The organism is Enterobacter sp. BIDMC 27 (assembly GCF_000534415.1).
Classification (GTDB): Bacteria; Pseudomonadota; Gammaproteobacteria; order Enterobacterales; family Enterobacteriaceae; genus Enterobacter; species Enterobacter hormaechei_C.
Genome location: NZ_KI973178.1, coordinates 3354158 through 3372066 on the forward strand (window position 1 = coordinate 3354158; position 17909 = coordinate 3372066).

Consider the following 17909-nt stretch of genomic DNA (forward strand, 5'->3'; position numbering starts at 1 on the left):
TAATTACTCCGTTACATTGTTATCAGCGCCATCATCCTGAGATGACGCATGGGTCGTGCCCGGCGCCTGACAGGCATTCGCCTGCGGTACCAGACTGATTTCGACACGGCGGTTCAGCGCCCGGCCTTCCGCCGTGTCGTTGGTGGCGACAGGACGGCTTTCACCATAGCCCTGCACCGCAAAACAGCTCTCCGGCACATCGCCGGTATCCCGCATCCAGTCGCGCACCGACTCCGCACGCTTAAGCGACAGCACCTGGTTGGACTGGTCATCCCCGGTGCTGTCGGTATGGCCCGCGACCACAATCAGCCAGCCGGGCTTCGCCTTGATCCCCACAAGCGAGTTCACCAGCAGCTTTGTTGAGGCGGGTTTAAGCGCCCACTTTCCGGTATCGAACAGCGACATGCTGTCGAGGCGGACAATTTTCGGTGCCGGTTTGAGTTCCGGTTCAGGCGGCGGAGGCGGAGGCACATAAGAGCGAATCGCATTCAGCACTGGCATACGCAGACGTCCGCCCTGATACAGACCCAGACTCAGCCGGGCCGGTACACCGTTACGTGCATGGTCGTCCAGCAATGCCGCATCCTCGCGCAGCACGGCAACGGCGTCAGCTTTCGGCCCGGAGTCATTCATCGGTATACGTTCATAGCGTGCAATATCGAAGCTCACGCGTTGCAACAGCTGGCGATTATTCCAGCCACTGCTGAGTAGCGCAGCAATGGTCGCCAGCGTTAAGATTCCGAGCGCACCGCGCCAGGTTCGACCATGCGGTGTCAGGCCTCGTCCTTCTGGCAGTAACGGGAGGACAAAATTCGGGAACAGGGAAATAACCGTACTGTCCGTTCCCGCCGGCTGCCAGCCAGACACCTGCTGCATCGCAGTATGGCGGGACAACCACGCTGTCCAGACAGAGGTGACCATGCTTCCGGTCAGGATCGGACCCAATCCCCACAGAACCGCAACAGGTTCAATAACAGGAATATCGGGGTTTTCATCCATAAGGACAGCCTGGACGTGCTGTTGGAACCAGCTCATCAGGCTGTTCATCAGCACCTGTTGCTGCATCGCAGGCGTTCCGCCAGAATTAACCCATTCAGCAACTGAGCCAGGCGCTGAAGTTCCACTCCAGACCTTTACCCCTTCCCCCAGGATCGCCGTCTGCCAGAGCATGTCATTCATCATCGCACTGCCGACCTGTCCATTCAGAACCAGTGGCACAGAATGGCCGGTTGCTTTACGCAATCGACTAATCTGCCAGCGCAGGGCTAGCAAACGACTGGTAAGGCGCTCACTATCAGGGTGCTGCTGCGGACAAACATTGATCATCACTGACAGCTGACGTCCCCAGTCGGGGCGCAACCACAGTACCTGACGGGCGGCCTGCTCCAGTTCCAGATGATCCTCCACACGGATCCAGCAGCCCTGCGTGACAGTAAGCACAGGTGACTGATGCGGCCAGGCAAGCGGCAGATCGCCACAGACCAGTACCACGGGCTGACAATAATTGGCTTCAGGCAGGTCCTCCAGACACAGGGTGAAATCGTGCTGCACGCGACGGCAGGCGACAGCCCAGAACGCTATGATGAGTCCCAGTACCGCCAGCAGGACGAGAACGGAAACCAGACGGGATGCTGGCAGAAACCACAGGCAGACCACTGCACTCAGCAGGGCAGCCCAGAGCGCAAGCCCGCGCTGTTGTGCAGGGCTCATTTCACGGCTCCCGGCAGCAGGGTAAGCAGTGTCTGATCCAGCCAGCAATCCAGTCCCCACCATAATGCGGTGACCACCACCACACTCAGGCCAATGCGCATAGGCCATGATGCCAGCCACCCCCCTATCCCCCGTCCGGCATGGCTTTCCGCCAGAACGGGATGGGGTTGTGAATAGCTGAACGGCGCAACATATTCATTCAGTGCATTCATGAGTTTCTGCCGCTCAGGATCGTTCAGGGAGCGGAAGTTGCCGAGGAATCCGAGCATCATGACTCGCTGGAAGCAGGTCACAACGGCGTGGTCAGGAGCCGGTTCACGCAGCACATCACGCATCCGATCGCATAACGTGTCACCGGCGTCCATGGTGCCAAGAAAGTATCCCTGTAAGGGAATGTCATACCACTGTATACAGGCGTCATCCGCTACACCGCGACCTTTGACCGCCTCATCAAGCAGCGCACACTGTGCCGTAAGAATATGCTGGCAGCTGGCTTCATCGAGTTCGCTCGCTTTCAGTTCTCGCTGCACACGCCCGACATCATCAATGCAGCGCTCCCAAAGCGTACGACCTTCCCCGTCCTGGAATGTCGGGCCGTGACGCAGACTGATCACCTGTAGCCAGGTGTCCTGTAACAGGGCATCAATATCAATGAACGCGGCAGTAGCGCGTTTACGATCATTCATGTTCTCAGTACCGCAAAGAGTTCAAGTTCAGGCTCGGCGAGCATTCCCGGAACGTAAAACATACAGGTGCCGCTCTGGAACATTTCGATGGCCAGAGGATGAGAGACATCAAGGCTGAAATACTGATTTTCCAGACGTAGTGGAATGGCTGCCGGCACATGGCGCAGCGGCATCAGAGGGACGCCCACCCGCGATGAATTGACGATACTCCTGACATGATCGGGACTGCCGACCTTGCACTGGCGCGGGAACTGCTCCTGCAATTGTGCCACCGGCATCGGTGAACGCACGGAGAGGTAATAATCAGCCCCTTCGCGCAGACGTGGATCATGCAGACGGGCCTGCCAGAAGTGAAGCCGGTCATCATGCTCAAGCTCAATTGCCACTACCCGCGACGGCAGGCTGGCTTCCAGAAGATCGCCAAGTAAATCAAACAGCGGCGGGAAGACGTTATTCAGCTGCTCATGCTGCCATGCCGGGATCGCACTGACCTGATGCTCCAGCGAGAATGTCAACAGGCTGCCTGCAAGCCTTGCCAGCTCCGGATAGAGACGCTCAGGCGGGCTTTGCGGGTGGCGCTGAAACTGACCCAGCACGGGCTCAGCACTGTTCAGGGCATTGAGCAGCCAGAACAATGAAACATCGGCTACGGCAAAATCCGCCATGCGCTCATTACTTTCCCGGCGCATGTCCATCAGGCGGCCCAGACGGGCGCGCAGTTGCGTCAACAGTTGCTCCAGCTGGGTCATCAGCCAGCGACTGCCCAGTAACGCCAACAGCGGCGGAAGGTATGTCTCATCAAGTGCCCAGTTCCCCTGCGAATCTTGTTGCAGGCGGGCAACCGGACAGGTCAGGTAATCGCTGTTGTTCTGATGGGCAAATCGCAACGTCAGCTCTGGCCGCATCACTGCAATCTGGCGGGTATCATCGCCAAAAAGGTTGCGGACATCCCGCCAGCGCTGGCGATAGCGAACAGGACGCGCGGCCACCTCATCAGGCTTAAGGCAGTTGCCACCATTCGCGCGCAGCAGCGGAAGAGCCAGAACCACCACCACGTCCTGTGTTTCACTCTCAAGCGCCAGCACCGGTGGCAGGTCGTCAGCATTATCCGTATCGATTAATGTCCCGTCAGGGAACCGGAGGTGCAGATGACGGGCCTGTAGACGGCCCAACTTCAGTACATCCGGTTCGAAAGTGGCATTAATCACCCCCCAGGGATGGGAGAGACCCAGTCGGGCGATACATTCCGCAGACCAGGCCGCATAGGCGGCCTGTTGCTGGAAGTGCTGGGGAGAGACCATCTGGCCCCTGCCCCATAACGGTTGTTCCGTTTTCATGCTTCCTGCCTTACGTTACGCTTTCGCTTTCGGCATCTGGCTCACCAGAGACAGGTTCACATCCATGCCTTCCACCTGGAAGTGCGGCACCGCAAACAGCTTCACGCGGAAGAAACCCGGGTTGTCTTCGATATCTTCCACCACCACCTTCGCGTCACGCAGCGGATGAGATGCCTGCAACTCATCGCCCGGATCGGTCATTTCCGTCACCAGACTACGCACCCAGGTATTCAGCTCCAGCTCCAGCAGACGGCGGTCCTTGGTGGTGCCAATGTTCTCGCGCTGGATGAGCTTCAGATAGTGCGCAATACGCGACAGCAGGAAGATATACGGCAGACGGGCGTTGATGCGGCTGTTGGCCGTGGCATCTGCGGTGTCATACAGCGCCGGTTTCTGCGCGGAGTTCGCCGAGAAGAAGCAGGCATAGTCGCGGTTTTTGTAATACGAGAGCGGGATAAAGCCGAGGTTGGCAAACTCAAACTCGCGGGTCTCCGGGATCATCACCTCAGACGGGATTTTCACCTGGTTGCCGGTACCCAGATCGTACAGATGAATAGGCAGGTCTTTCACCGCCCCGCCCGCCTGCGGGCCACGGATCTGCACGCACCAGCCGTTATTGATGAAGCTCTTCACCATGTTTGACGCGAAGGAGAACGACGCGCTGGTCCACAGGTATTTCTCGTGATCCGGGCCTTTCACCTGCTCAACGTAGTTAAAGCTGCGTACAGGTACGGTGTCCGGGCCATACGGCAGACGCCCCAGCACGCGCGGCATCACGAGGCCGATGTAGCGGGCGTCGTCGGTGTCGCGGAAGGATTTCCACTTGATGTATTCCGCGCGGTCGAAGTAGTTGCCGATATCCTTAATTGCAGCCACCTCTTCCATGGAGTCTTTCAGGAAGAATTTCGGCCCGACAGAGCCAATAAACGGCATATGTGCGGCAGCTGACACTTTAGAGATGTTGCGCAGCAGCGCCACATCCTGCGGGCTGGCGTCAAATTCATAGGATGAAATCACGGAACCAATCGGCTCTCCGCCCGGGGTGTCGTATTCGGCGGTATAGGTGTGCCAGTAGAGGCCGCTCTGGATAAGTTCCGGCGCGTCTTCAAAGTCCTGACGCAGATCTTCTTTCGACACATCCAGAATTTCGGTTTTCACGTTCTGGCGGTAGTCGGTGCTGTCCACCAGCTGCTTCAGGCCGCGCCACAGGGACTCCACCTTCTGGAACTCCTGGTGATGCATTACGGCATCCAGCTGACGGCTGATCTGGAAATCCAGCTCAGCGATATGGTGGTCAATCAGCGTTTTGTCGAGCTTCTCCACCGGCTGACCGGATTTGCGGATGCAGTCCATAAACACCTGCATCGCCGCCGTCAGGCGTTCACCCGCCGGAGCGTCAGAAAGCGCGGCGTCATCCAGAAACGCATTGATATCCCCCAGGCTGGAGGCCGGGGTCAGGTTGATTTTTTCAAACAGGGAGGCGTAAACGCCCTCTTTTTCCAGTACGGTGGTCTGCCCCTGCGCGGAGGCGGTTTCAGTATTCACAGACATCAGCATATTCCCGGTTAATCCATTAAATTACACATGCCGCTTATTTCGGGGCCAGTGCACTCATTTCGTCGCGTAATTCCTGAGACAGCGCCGGGTCTTTAAGAATTTTCTCGAGTTCTTTTCTGAAAGTGGCGTTATCAAGGAGATTGGATTTGAGGTCGCGTAATAAATTACGCATGGCCAGCATGGCGCGGAGCTGGGGGATCTGGCGGGCAACCTGTTCAGGTTCGAAATCCTTAATATCGGAGAAATTCAGTTTTATGCTTTCTTCCGAACCATCCCCGGCCATTGTGTTAGGAACCGTCAGATTCACTTCCGGGTTAAATTCCGAAAGTACGCTGTTGAAGTTATTTTTATTGACGTTAATTTTCTCCCTTTCCGATAATGGGCGATTCTCTTTTCCATTACTGAAATCACCGAGGGTGAGGAGTTTAAGCGGCAGTTCGATTTTCTTCTGCGCGCCACCTGTATGCAGAGCCAGCTTTAAGTTTATGCGTGCCTTGGGCACCTCATTCTGGAATGAATCGGCCATAGCAGTCCCTTTCTTTAAAAGAAATAAATGTTAAGTGAGTGACGTTTCTTTACAAAACCATATTAGAGCAAAAGCCCATTTAAAATCAACTTCCCAGATCAAAGATCTACCATTAGACTTTTCTTAAGAATATTCCACTAAATAATTGTACTCATAAATGCCATAGATACATGATACACAGTAAAAATTAACTATTTATTCACATTAATTTGGCAGAAATGACTGCTTTGATTGGAAATATTGAACTTATTGTTCCATGAGGTTGAATAATTGATTTACATCAATGCATTTATTAACGCGTCCCGTAACAGTGCAGAGAAATAAGGTTTTAATTCAATAAATGGCCTGAATATGAAAAAATCCTGTATCGGACAAATTTAATCTTAAAAACAGTAATGACTACACTGCTACAGGAATGGCGAATAAATGACTACGCGTTTTTCGATAAACGGGAGGAAGAATCTCTCTGAAGATATTCATCATGACAATGAGTGATGGGCTGATATGAAGGGGATATTCGGAAATAACCAGGCTGTAAAACTATCAACCCTGAGAGCGGGCGCTTATGCGGTTAATGGATGTTAACCATAATCACGTAGCGCCCTGAGCTCTTTTTAGTGCTTTTCAATATACATTGTACGGCTGTACGCAACATCCTCTGGGTTATTTATCGGATAACCTTTAACCCATGGCTTGATGAGACGGCCATTGGTGTACTGATAAATAGGGGCAATCGGTGCTTTCTCGGTGAGGATCTTCTCGGCCATGTTGTAGTCGGCATTACGCGCTTTTTCAGTAGTTTCGAGCGTCGCCTGATGAATAATCTTATCGTAAGCAGGATCGTTGAATCGTGAGATATTCCCGCTGTGGGAGGAGGTCAGCAGCGACAGGAATGTCGACGGCTCATTGTAGTCCCCTACCCACGATGCACGGATGACGTCAAAATTCCCGGTATTGCGGCTGTCGATGTAGGTTTTCCACTCCTGATTCTGCAACTTAACGTCAACACCCAGATTTTTCTTCCACATGGATGCGACGGCAATCGCAATTTTCTGATGGTTTTCAGACGTGTTGTACAGCAGCGTTAATTTTAGCGGCCGCTGAGGGCTATAGCCTGCCGCCTGCAACAACGTTTTCGCCTGCGCATTCAGCTCCTGCTGCGTCATCTGCTCAAATGGCGAGGCTTCCGGCGTAAAACCCGCAGTGACATCGGGAGTAAAATGCCAGGCCGGTTTCTCACCGGTCCCCAGGACTTTCTCCGCCATAATACGTCTGTCGATAGTCATGCTGAGCGCGAGACGTACGCGGGCATCCGCGGTTGGGCCTTTTTGCGTGTTAAACGCGTAGTAATAGGTCCCAAGCTGTGGCGGTGTATATACCTGACCCGGAATATCTTTAAGCAGCTTCTGGTACATGTTTTTCGGAAACGATTCTGTAATATCGATATCGCCCGCCAGATAGCGTTTGGTCGCTGAGGACTCCTGGTTGATTGGCACAAAGGTGACTTTTTTAAGCACCGTCCTGCCGTTATCCCAGTAATGAGAATTTGGCTCAACCACCAGTTTTTCATTCACCACGCGATCTTTCAGCACATACGCACCGTTGCCAATGAGCGCGCCAGGGCGCGTCCATTCCTTACCGCTTTCCACATTGGCCTTTTGAACAGGATAAAACGCGAAGTTAGCCGTCAGATTGCTGAACCAGGGCAGCGGTTTGTCCAGCTGCACGCGCAACGTTTTAGCATCCACCGCCGTCACGCCGAGGGTATCCGGAGCAGCTTTGCCGTCGATAATGGCCTGGGCATTGTTAATGCCCGCCAGCGCCGCAAACCAGGCGAAAGGTGACGTTGTTTTAGGATCAACCAGACGACGCCAGCTATAGACAAAATCTTGTGCCGTCACCGGGGTTCCGTCAGACCACTTAGCGTTATCCCGCAACGTGAACGTCCAGACGCGGTTGTCATTGCTCTGCCAGCGCGTCGCCACGCCGGGAACTAACTCCCCTTTTTCGTTCTGATTTACCAGCCCTTCATAGAGGTCGCGGATCACCTGTATCTCGGGCAACCCCACCGCTTTTGCCGGATCGAGCGAAGCGGGCTCATCTTTAATATGTCGAACCAGCTCCTGCTTTTGCGCCAGAACCGTTCCTTCGGGAACCTCCGCGGCATATGAAAGTGAAGAAAGCCCGCACAGCCACAGCGCAGTACAAAGAAGCGAAACAGGATGCTTCATACGATCCCCTTAATGATGTCAGGTAACAGGCAGATGCGTAATTATTTGTTTCGAAACGGAGAAATGCAAATGCTTCCTCCGGAAAGTTGATGTCAGGCAATTTTCCACATACACGGAAACTATTTGATTAAGCGCGGCTTTTGCACAACACTGCCAGAAGTGACTTTATCATCAGGGTTTACTATGGCAACTACCCGACCAAGAACGGAACGCGGCGCCTTCCCGCCCGGGACTGAACATTATGGACGCTCGTTTTTAGGCGCGCCGCTGATCTGGTTTCCGGCACCCGAGGCCGATCGCAATAGCGGCTTAATCATTGCGGGCACGCATGGCGATGAAAACTCGTCTGTCGTGACGCTCTCGTGCGCGCTACGTACGCTGGCCCCCGATTTACGACGTCATCATGTGATTTTGACCGTCAATCCGGACGGTTGTCAGCTTGGATTACGGGCGAATGCACGCGGCGTTGACCTGAACAGGAACTTCCCGGCGGCAAACTGGCGCGCCGGTGAAACGGTGTATCGCTGGAACAGTTCAGCGCAGGAGCGAGATGTTGTCCTGCTCACGGGAGAAAAACCCGGTTCCGAACCGGAGACTCAGGCCTTGTGCCAGCTTATTCATAAGATCCACCCGGCCTGGGTTGTCTCTTTCCACGATCCCCTCGCCTGTATTGAAGATCCTCGTCATACGGCGCTCGGACAGTGGCTGGCGGATGCGTTTGCTCTACCTCTGGTGAGCAGCGTTGGCTATGAAACACCCGGGTCGTTTGGCAGCTGGTGCGCAGACCTCAGCCTTCACTGTATCACCGCAGAGTTTCCGCCCATCTCCTCGGATGAAGCGAGCGAAAAATACCTGCGGGCGATGACAGATCTCCTGCGCTGGCAGCCTCAAAGATGAAGTACACCGGAGGTAAAATTCAGGGCGGGTGATACGTCAACCGCCAGCCAGGTTGGGCCATCCAGATCGGCAAAGCGCACGCAGTTCACCAGCGGGAGCGCAGCGCCGATCGCTCTGGATGTGCACAACATGCAGCCCAGCATCAGAGCAAAGCCTTGCGCCTGCGCATCTTGTGCCAGTGCCAGGGCCTCGGTTAATCCACCTGTTTTATCCAGCTTAATGTTCACCATCTCGTAGCGTCCCTTGAGAGCTGACAGGCTCTCACGGGTATGACAGCTTTCATCTGCACAGACGGGAAGCGGATGAATAAAATTCGCCAGCGCGGCATCGTCTTCTGCCGGTAGGGGTTGCTCCAGCATGGCGACGCCCAGATCGGCAAGCAGCTGACAACGGGCTGCCAGCCCTTCGCTATGCCATGATTCATTCGCATCGACGATAAGAGTGGCATCAGGCACCGCCGCACGAATGGCGACCATGCGTTCGCTAATCAGACGATCGTCGAGCTTCACCTTTAATAAGGTTGCACCGGTGGCATACAACGCCTGAGCGCTGGCGGCCATTTGCTCTGGTTCACCGATGACCACCGTTTGCGCGGTGACGATCGATTGCGGCAGCGTAACGTCCAGCAGCGCAGGCAGCGGTTTTTGTTGTTTCGCCGCTTCCAGACTCCAGAGTGCGCAGTCAACCGCGTTGCGTGCTGCGCCGGCCGGCAACCGAAGCTGAAGAGCCTCACGCGTCAGGCCCGCCTGCAACTCGGGCACCACCGTCATAATTTGCGCCATGACTGACGCCAGGCTTTCTCCGTAGCGAGGATAAGGGGTACATTCCCCGACGCCTTTTACGCCGTCCTCTTCACATTCAACCACGACCACACAGGCCTCATTACGGCTGCCGCGCGAGATCACAAACGGGGTGTGCAATGGCCAGGCTTCTTCATAGACCTTAACGCTTCTCATCACTGACTCCTTGCAGGCCGGAAAGGCAGAAAATTGGTTTGCCGTGCTAACTGCGGATGACATACACTAGCCACGACGTTAACTATTTGTAAACAGGAAGATATCTATGTCACAACTCGTTCATTTCCAGGGCAACCCGGTTGCTGTTGCAGGTTCCATCCCACAGTCTGGCAGCAAAGCACAGCCTTTTACTCTGGTGGCTAAAGATCTGTCTGACGTCACGCTGAGCCAGTTTGCTGGCAAACGTAAAGTCCTGAACATTTTCCCAAGCATCGATACTGGCGTTTGCGCTGCATCAGTGCGTAAATTCAACCAGCTGGCGACCGAAATGAACAACACCGTGGTGCTGTGCATTTCTGCTGACCTGCCGTTTGCCCAGTCCCGCTTCTGCGGCGCTGAAGGCCTGAGCAACGTCATCACCCTTTCCACTCTGCGCAGCCCGGATTTCCTGGAAAAATACGGTGTTGCCATTTCCGAAGGCGCGCTGAAAGGTCTGGCTGCTCGTGCGGTACTGGTGATCGACGAAAACGACAACGTTGTTTTCAGTGAGCTGGTTAACGAAATCACTACCGAACCGGATTACACCGCTGCACTTGAGGCGCTTAAAGCCTAAACGTAAAAAAGCCTCTGCAAAGAGGCTTTTTTATTTATTCGTCACCCTTCTTCTGATTTAACCCATACTCGCGCAGCTTATTCGCAATCGCGGTATGTGACACCCCAAGACGTTTAGCCAGCTTGCGCGTGCTCGGATAGCTGCGATAAAGCTGCGTTAACACCGAACGCTCGAAACGGCTGGTGATGTCATCCAGCGAGCCTTCCATTGCCTCTTCGCCTACCGAGACCGTCCCGGCATCGTAATCCGGCAACAGAATATCCTGAGGGCGCAGTTCATACCCTTCAAGCTGAGTTAATGCGCGATAGACCGCATTTTTAAGCTGACGAATATTGCCCGGCCAGCCGTAACGCGTCAGCACGGTGCCCAGGTCGGCAGAGAGCTTCGGACGCGGCACGCCCTGCTCGTCGGCAAAACGGGCCACGAACAGTTCTGTCAACGGCATGATGTCCTGCGGGCAATCGCGCAGCGGCGGAATATTGAGCGTCAGAACGTTGAGACGATAGTAGAGATCTTCGCGGAATACCCCTTTCTGCACCAGCTCCACCAGGTTTTTCTGGGTGGCGCAGATGACGCGCACATCCACGTGTACTTCATGATCTTCCCCCACACGGCGGAACGTGCCGTCATTGAGAAAACGCAGCAGTTTCGCCTGCATGCGTGGCGACATTTCGCCAATCTCGTCCAGCAGCACCGAGCCGCCGTTCGCCTGCTCAAAGAAGCCTTTTTTGCCTTCCGGCGCATGCCCGAACAGCTCACTTTCCACCGCATCTTCAGGAATAGAGGCGCAGTTCAGCGCCAGATACGGTTTTGCCGCACGCGGGCTGGCCATGTGCACAGCATGCGCCAGCAGATCTTTCCCCGTACCGGTATCCCCGGTAATCAGCAGCGGCGCCGTAAGATTTGCCAGCTTGCGCGCCTGGTCGATTACATGACGCATCTTCGGGCTCACCGCAATAATCTGGCTGAATGCGCCGACGTCCTGGCTGGAAAGATTCTGTAACTGGCGTCCCATGCGCACCGTGGAGCGCAGCATGATCACCGCGCCGGTGAGCACCCGCGCGGCATTTTCCCCTTTCAGGTAGACCGGCGTGATCTCCATCAGGAAATTCTGTCCGTTGATAACGACATGCTCGCTATGGGTATTTTGCGGGTTGCTGTCCAGCCAGCGCTGGAAATTAAAACCGGTAATCAGTTGCGTGGCGTGGTGCCCGATAAGTTTTTCCTGAGTCTGCGCAAACAGCTGGCAGCTGGCCTGGTTAACGCGCTCGACTTTATTTTTCAGATCGAGAGAGAGAAACGGCTCCGGCATTGCTTCCAGCAGCGCGCTCAGCGCAAGATGTTCCCGCTCGGACGGCATCCAGGGGATGGTGCGTACATCCGTAACGCCAGCGATACGGCGGATTTCCGCCATCAGGCTACTGAAGGTATTAAATTCAATTTCGGCAAAATTGAGGTAAATTCGCCCGACAGGGTCGATCTCTATGCCACGTAAATCAATGCTACGTAAAACAAGAAGATCGAGTAACTCGCGGGTCAGACCGAGACGGTCCTCACAAAAGACTTCCAGACGCATGGGAAATTCACCGTTTAAGCCAATAACAATAAAATGATATGTCAGATAACGGTATTCGGGAAGGTGGCTGTCAACAAATATTGACAGCCCGCACGATTAGTAAACAAAACCTCACTGAGCAGGTTTTTTATTGAGCGTCTCTTTAAGCTGGCCAATCAATTCGCGACGGAAATCCCCCAGCCGCGGCTTATCGCCATCGATCCAGGGGAGTGGACGACAAACCTCCATCGCTTTGATACCCAGACGTGCCGTCAGCAGACCGGCACCAATCCCCTGCGCCGCCCGGGCAGAGAGACGGGCCGCAAGATCCTGCGACATCCAGTCCATCCCGACCTCCCGTACCAGTTCGCTTGCCCCGGCGAAGGCGATATTCAGCAATACCAGTTTGAACAGGCGCAGCCGGCTGTAATAGCCAAGCTCGATGCCATACAGTCTGGCGATGCGGTTGATCAGGCGCAGGTTGCGCCAGGCGATAAAGGCCATGTCCACCATCGCCAGCGGACTGACGGCGATCATCAGGGTAGATTCCGCCGCCGAGCGGCTGATCTCACGACGAGCCTGCGCATCCAGCACCGGCTGAACAATGTGGGCATAGAGCGTGACCACTTCCTGGTCATTCTGGGTTTCGTGGATCGCCGCATACCAGCGCTGAAGCGCCGGGTGAGAGTGATCAATCCCGGCCTGAGCCGCAAGCTTTTCACAAAAAGCACGCCCTTTTCCTGTGCCGTGACTGTGCAGCAGATCCCGCGCTTCATCGCGTTCGTGGGCACGCTGACGCAAACGCCAGAGGCGACGCCACTCGGTGACGACTGAGCCAACGCCCGCACCAACAATCAACGCCCCGGCGGCGCATCCCCCCAGCGCCACCCAGTCCTGCGTTTGCCAGGCATTGACGCCCCACTGCACGCCCTGGCCGATTACGCTCACACCAAAAAGGGCTAACCCGGCGGTCACCATCTTGCGCCACAGGCTGCGTTTCGGTCGCAGTGCCGCATCAACCACCGCTTCCGCCTGCCCCTCTTCAGCCAACGGCTCGTCTGCCAGCACGGGAGCAAAGTTGTCGGCCTGCGGGCCGCTGAAGGTTTGCGCCGTTTTAAACGCCTCATGCGGGGACTGCTCAAGCTGGCCGGTAAAATCAATGCGTGGTTTTAACGGTTCCGTCATCGCAATTTATCTCCAATTAAAAACTCCAGCGCGGCATCCAGACGGATATGCGGCAATGGCTGGTCAACGTTCATACTCTGCGGACGGAAGGCTTCGAACTGAAAACCCTGGCTTTGCCAGAAAGCCTGGCCCGGCAGACGCGCCGGAACTTCCCCCGGATAGACCGTGAGCGGCGCACCGTCGCTGAGACGGTTGCCCCGCAGGGCCGGAATTTTCTCGCCATTCAGGTCAATCAACCCACTCTGCGTAGCCTGTACGGACGCCAGCCCCAGACAATCCATACTGATCCCTTCGAAGGCCGCATTCTGCCAGGCATCCTGCACCAGCTGTTGCAGCAGGGATACCATGTTGGCGTGCTGATCGACCGTCACATGGTCAGCTTTTGTGGCGGCAAACAGCAGCTTGTCGATGACCGGCGAGAACAAACGGCGAAACAGCGTACGCTGGCCATAATGAAAGCTTTGCATCAGCTGCGTCAGCGCCAGCCGCATATCATTGAACGCCTGCGGCCCGCTGTTGAGCGGTTGCAGGCAGTCCACCAGTACGATCTGGCGGTCAAAGCGTAAAAAGTGATTTTTATAAAAGCCCTTAACCACCTTCTCACAGTAATAATTGTATCGCTCGCGGAGCATACCGGCGTTGGTGGTCTTGTACGCCTGCGCCAGTTTCGATTCGCCGATGCTGTCAACGTCCGGCCACGGGAAAAACTGTAGCGCGGGAGCACCGGCTAAATCGCCCGGCAGAACAAAACGGCCCGGCTGAATAAAATGCAACCCCTCCTGCTTGCACTGATGCAGGTAATCCGTCCAGGCTTCAGCTATGACGGCCAGACGGTTTTCATCCGCCGGTGCCAGCGGGTCCAGCCCTTCGCAAAGCTGGCGCCATTTGGTGGACCACTCTGCCCGCTGCCCCTGCAACAGACCGGTCATCTGTCGGGACCAGCTCAGGTAATCCTGCGCCAGCATCGGTAAATCGAGCAACCATTCGCCCGGATAATCCACAATTTCGAGATAGAGCGTGGACGTTTCTTTGAAGTGACGCATCAGGGATTCATTCGAGCGGAAACGAAGCGCAAGACGGATTTCGCTCACGCCACGCGTCGGGGTGGGCCAGGCGGGAGGCTCCCCGTATAACTGCGCCAGACCTTCATCATAGGTGAAACGGGGTATGCCAAAATCACGTTGCGGTACACGTTTCACCCCAAGCAACCGCTCCTCGCGCACTGCGCTAAGCAGTGGCAGGCGCGCCCCTGCATGCAGGTTCAACAGCTGATTGACCATCGCCGTAATGAATGCTGTCTTACCGCTGCGGCTCAGCCCCGTCACGGCAAGACGCAGATGGCGATCAACGCCACGGTTCACCAGAGAATTGAATTCGTTTTTAAGTCGCTTCATCGCCGTCCTTCATTGCCTGGAACCCTGAAAAAAGTCACTTCAGAATACAGTAAATTGGGGCAGATCGTTGATTATCAATTCTTAATTATTGCTATTGCCGTTTTCTCTCCAGTAAGATGGGCGCAATTGCTGTCCGTCTGGAGTGAGTAAGGTGTATGTCACCCACCATCTATGATATTGCCCGCGTTGCTGGCGTTTCGAAATCAACCGTGTCGCGCGTTCTGAATAAACAAACGAATATTTCTCCTGAAGCGCGCGAAAAGGTGTTGAAGGCGATAGAAGAATTAAATTATCAACCGAATAAACTTGCCCGCGCACTCACCTCTTCTGGCTTCGACGCCATTATGGTTATTTCGACCCGTTCAACCAAAACCACCGCCGGCAATCCGTTTTTCTCTGATGTACTACATGCCATTACGGCAAAAGCAGAAGAAGAGGGTTTTGATGTTATTTTACAAACGTCCAAAAGCAGCGAAGATGATCTGCAAAAATGCGTGGGTAAAATAAAGCAGAAGATGATCAAGGGGATCATCATGCTAAGCTCGCCGGCGAACGAGTCTTTTTTCGCGACGCTGGACGAATATGGCGTGCCCGTGGTCGTTATTGGTAAAGTGGAAGGTAATTACCAGAATATCTATTCTGTCGACACGGATAATTTCCGCGACAGCGCCATATTAACCGACTCATTTATCAAACATGGTCGCACTAAAATTGCCTGCCTGCATGCCCCGCTCGATTATCACGTTTCTATCGATCGCCTGGCGGGCTATAAATCGAGCCTTGAGAAGCAGGGTATTGCGATTAACCCGGACTGGGTTATTGATGGCGGATACACCCATGAAAGCGCGCTTCAGGCGGCCTGTCAGCTACTCTCTTCAGACAACCCGCCCGATGCGGTTTTTGCGACAGACAGTATGAAATTGCTGAGTCTTTATCGTGCCGCGGATGCGCTAAACCTGACGATCCCGGAACAGGTCGCAATGGCAGGATACAGCGACCCAATGCTATCTCTCATTTTAACCCCTGCGCCTGGCGGCTTTGATATCCCCACCAGAAAGCTGGGCGAAGAGAGCTGCGATGTGTTGTTCAGGTGCATAGCGGGTAAACCTGCCCCGCATAAGATATTGGTTGAAACGCATTTTTCAGATGCGGCTTCATTACGCTAAAAACCAGGGGCAAACGCCCCTGGTGAAGTGTTATCAAAACGCGTAATTCACGCCGATACCGGCATAGTGGAAGCGGTCACTTTCCCCTTCGTCATGGTTTTCCCATTCGTAGGCATATTCCAGCGTCATGGATAAACCATTGTTAAAATCATAGGCGTACAGCATACCCAAACGGTTGAAATCATGTCCTTCACGCTCAGGATCGTCTTGCCAGTCCCAGTTTGACCAGCGATCGAGTCCCAGACGGGTATAAGGCGTTAGCGTCGTCTGACCCAATGAAATCGGCAGATAGGCGCGAATTTCCTGAGTGGAGAATTCACCGTTATTTCGTGAGCCGTCCATATTAAAACCGCGCTCTAAATAGTAATTAACTTTTGCCGAGACCGTTTCGTTAATTGTCCAGGTAAAACCGGTTTCCGTTTCGACACGGCTGTCTGAATAACCTGTTTTTGCCAGGTCATTCGCAAACTGGTACATGGCAAACCATCCGCCAAAACGCCAGTCATCGGTTAATTTTACATCCCAGTCAGGTTGAATTTTATAGCGCTGCATATTCGCGCTGCCCGCTTTCGCGCCATCCTCGTCTTTGAAATGATAGCTGTAATTACGGAAACCTCCCGTCAGTCCCAGCGTGAAATCATCGGTACCAATAATACGATAGCGTAATTCTACTTCTGGACGATCAAAATAGGTGCCGCGCGTCATGCTACTGTAATCGACCGGCCCTTCCTGATACATAGCCAGCGAAATGGTCCAGGCATCCCATGTGGCATTAAACCACACGGAGGGTTCATATAATCCATCTTTATCGTCGGCCTGACCTTCGACGTTTTCAATTTCATACATGGCGCCAATATTAAATTCCCACTGTTTGGCTGATTCTGTTGCTTGCGCGCAGCTCACCCCTGCGCACAGGACGAGCGCAGCACTTCTTAGTAGAGTACTCATTAAAATATTCCTTTATAATTAACACACAAAAAACCGGAAACTTTCATTTCCGGCGAACACCTTTCTTATCTAATAGCTGTTTCAGTATCAGCATCGAAGAAATGGCACTTATTCATATCGAACTGGATGCCGATATTCTCTCCGGCGACGTAATCATCCGCCGCTCCCGCACGGACGACCAGTTCATGCCCACCCACGGTGGCATAAAGCATAAATTCAGCCCCGGTCAGCTCAGCAACGCTGATCTTCGCCGTGATGTTTTCACTGCTTCGCTGTGCGGTGAGAATGTCTTCCGGACGGATCCCAAAGACGACCGCTTTACGCTGGTAACCTTGCGCATTAAGTACGGCCAGAATGTCCTCCGGGATCTCCAGGCGCAGCGTTTCGGTCACAAAGTAGCGGCCGTCGATCGCGCCACGAATGAAGTTCATCGCCGGTGAGCCAATAAACCCTGCAACGAACATATTCGCCGGCTCGTTGTATACCTGCTTCGGCGCGCCCACCTGCTGAATGATGCCGTCCTTTAAAATCACGATGCGTGTCGCCATCGTCATGGCTTCCGTCTGATCGTGCGTCACGTAAATCATGGTGGTATTAAGCTTCTGGTGCAGCTTGCTGATTTCAGCGCGCATCTGCACGCGAAGTTTGGCATCGAGGTTGGATAAAGGCTCATCCATCAGGAAGACCCCCGCTTCGCGCACTATCGCCCTTCCTAACGCCACGCGCTGGCGCTGACCGCCGGACAACGCGCCAGGTTTACGCTGGAGATAGTCGCGCAAGCCCAGGATCTGTGCCGCCCAGCTAACGCGTTCTTCAATGACGGAGGGCGCAATTTTTTGCATTTTCAGGCCAAACGCCATGTTGTCGTAGACCGTCATATGCGGATAGAGCGCATAGTTCTGGAAGACCATCGCGATATCACGGGACTTGGCGGGAACATCATTCATGCAAACCCCATCAATAATCAGTTCACCCGCGCTGATCTCCTCGAGGCCGGCAATCATTCGCAGCGTCGTGGATTTCCCACAGCCCGATGGACCGACGAAGACAATAAATTCTTTGTCTTCAATTTCGAGGTTGAAATCCTTCACCACGTGGACCTGGTTATCATAGATTTTCTGAATGTGTTTCAGAGACAGTTGAGCCAT

General features: G+C 54.3%; 15 protein-coding genes. 3 read left to right on the plus strand and 12 right to left on the minus strand.

Features of this window, described 5'->3' with window-relative positions:
* Nucleotides 1-3: 3 nt before the first annotated feature.
* The 6 genes from L463_RS06925 to L463_RS06900 all read right to left on the minus strand — a co-directional run bounded on the left by L463_RS06925 (nucleotide 4) and on the right by L463_RS06900 (nucleotide 8047).
* Nucleotides 4-1710 carry an OmpA family protein gene (locus tag L463_RS06925; protein WP_032673232.1) on the minus strand — a complete coding sequence of 569 codons (1707 nt, stop codon included), beginning with the start codon at nucleotides 1708-1710 and terminating at the stop codon, nucleotides 4-6.
* The gene (gene tssL / locus L463_RS06920; protein ID WP_032104876.1) at nucleotides 1707-2396 is read right to left on the minus strand and encodes a type VI secretion system protein TssL, short form; all 690 of its coding nucleotides are present in this window, start codon (nucleotides 2394-2396) and stop codon (nucleotides 1707-1709) included. The genes L463_RS06925 and tssL overlap by 4 nt, the downstream gene beginning before the upstream one ends.
* The gene (tssK, locus tag L463_RS06915; protein WP_015570415.1) at nucleotides 2393-3733 is read right to left on the minus strand and encodes a type VI secretion system baseplate subunit TssK; all 1341 of its coding nucleotides are present in this window, start codon (nucleotides 3731-3733) and stop codon (nucleotides 2393-2395) included. Before tssK ends, tssL begins: the two co-directional genes overlap by 4 nt.
* A gap of 15 nt (nucleotides 3734-3748) precedes the next feature.
* Nucleotides 3749-5284, minus strand: a complete 1536-nt coding sequence (gene tssC / locus L463_RS06910; protein ID WP_023324775.1) for a type VI secretion system contractile sheath large subunit — start codon at nucleotides 5282-5284, stop codon at nucleotides 3749-3751.
* Between the two features lie 40 nt (nucleotides 5285-5324).
* A complete protein-coding gene (gene tssB, locus L463_RS06905) occupies nucleotides 5325-5816 on the minus strand; it encodes a type VI secretion system contractile sheath small subunit (protein WP_032673234.1) in 492 nt (163 codons plus the stop codon).
* A gap of 614 nt (nucleotides 5817-6430) precedes the next feature.
* Entirely contained in the window at nucleotides 6431-8047 is a 1617-nt protein-coding gene (locus L463_RS06900) for a peptide ABC transporter substrate-binding protein (protein WP_023296691.1), read from the minus strand.
* Between the two features lie 183 nt (nucleotides 8048-8230).
* Between L463_RS06900 and mpaA the strand changes: the two genes are divergently transcribed.
* On the plus strand, nucleotides 8231-8944 hold the full coding sequence (mpaA, locus tag L463_RS06895) for a murein tripeptide amidase MpaA (RefSeq protein WP_023296692.1): 714 nt from the start codon (nucleotides 8231-8233) through the stop codon (nucleotides 8942-8944).
* Here mpaA and ycjG read toward each other — a convergent pair.
* On the minus strand, nucleotides 8935-9900 hold the full coding sequence (gene ycjG, locus L463_RS06890) for an L-Ala-D/L-Glu epimerase (RefSeq protein WP_023296693.1): 966 nt from the start codon (nucleotides 9898-9900) through the stop codon (nucleotides 8935-8937). The genes mpaA and ycjG overlap by 10 nt on opposite strands.
* Before the next feature lie 106 nt (nucleotides 9901-10006).
* Between ycjG and tpx the strand changes: the two genes are divergently transcribed.
* Nucleotides 10007-10513 (plus strand): thiol peroxidase, encoded by a 507-nt coding sequence (gene tpx, locus L463_RS06885; protein ID WP_015570410.1) that lies wholly within the window; start codon nucleotides 10007-10009, stop codon nucleotides 10511-10513.
* A 34-nt stretch (nucleotides 10514-10547) separates the two neighbouring features.
* Here the strand turns inward: tpx and tyrR are convergent, their stop codons facing one another.
* The 3 genes from tyrR to L463_RS06870 form a co-directional block, all read right to left on the minus strand.
* Complete coding sequence (tyrR, locus tag L463_RS06880) at nucleotides 10548-12089, minus strand: transcriptional regulator TyrR (RefSeq protein ID WP_003856887.1); 1542 nt, start codon at nucleotides 12087-12089, stop codon at nucleotides 10548-10550.
* A 111-nt stretch (nucleotides 12090-12200) separates the two neighbouring features.
* Nucleotides 12201-13253, minus strand: a complete 1053-nt coding sequence (locus L463_RS06875) for a YcjF family protein (protein WP_023296694.1) — start codon at nucleotides 13251-13253, stop codon at nucleotides 12201-12203.
* Nucleotides 13250-14647, minus strand: a complete 1398-nt coding sequence (locus L463_RS06870; protein ID WP_032673235.1) for a YcjX family GTP-binding protein — start codon at nucleotides 14645-14647, stop codon at nucleotides 13250-13252. The genes L463_RS06875 and L463_RS06870 overlap by 4 nt, the downstream gene beginning before the upstream one ends.
* Before the next feature lie 155 nt (nucleotides 14648-14802).
* Here L463_RS06870 and L463_RS06865 point away from each other — a divergent pair, with 155 nt between their 5' ends.
* On the plus strand, nucleotides 14803-15813 hold the full coding sequence (locus tag L463_RS06865) for a LacI family DNA-binding transcriptional regulator (RefSeq protein WP_023296696.1): 1011 nt from the start codon (nucleotides 14803-14805) through the stop codon (nucleotides 15811-15813).
* Nucleotides 15814-15846: 33 nt separating this feature from the next.
* Here the strand turns inward: L463_RS06865 and L463_RS06860 are convergent, their stop codons facing one another.
* On the minus strand, nucleotides 15847-16761 hold the full coding sequence (locus L463_RS06860; protein WP_023296697.1) for an OmpG family monomeric porin: 915 nt from the start codon (nucleotides 16759-16761) through the stop codon (nucleotides 15847-15849).
* A 65-nt stretch (nucleotides 16762-16826) separates the two neighbouring features.
* Entirely contained in the window at nucleotides 16827-17909 is a 1083-nt protein-coding gene (locus L463_RS06855) for an ABC transporter ATP-binding protein (protein WP_023296698.1), read from the minus strand.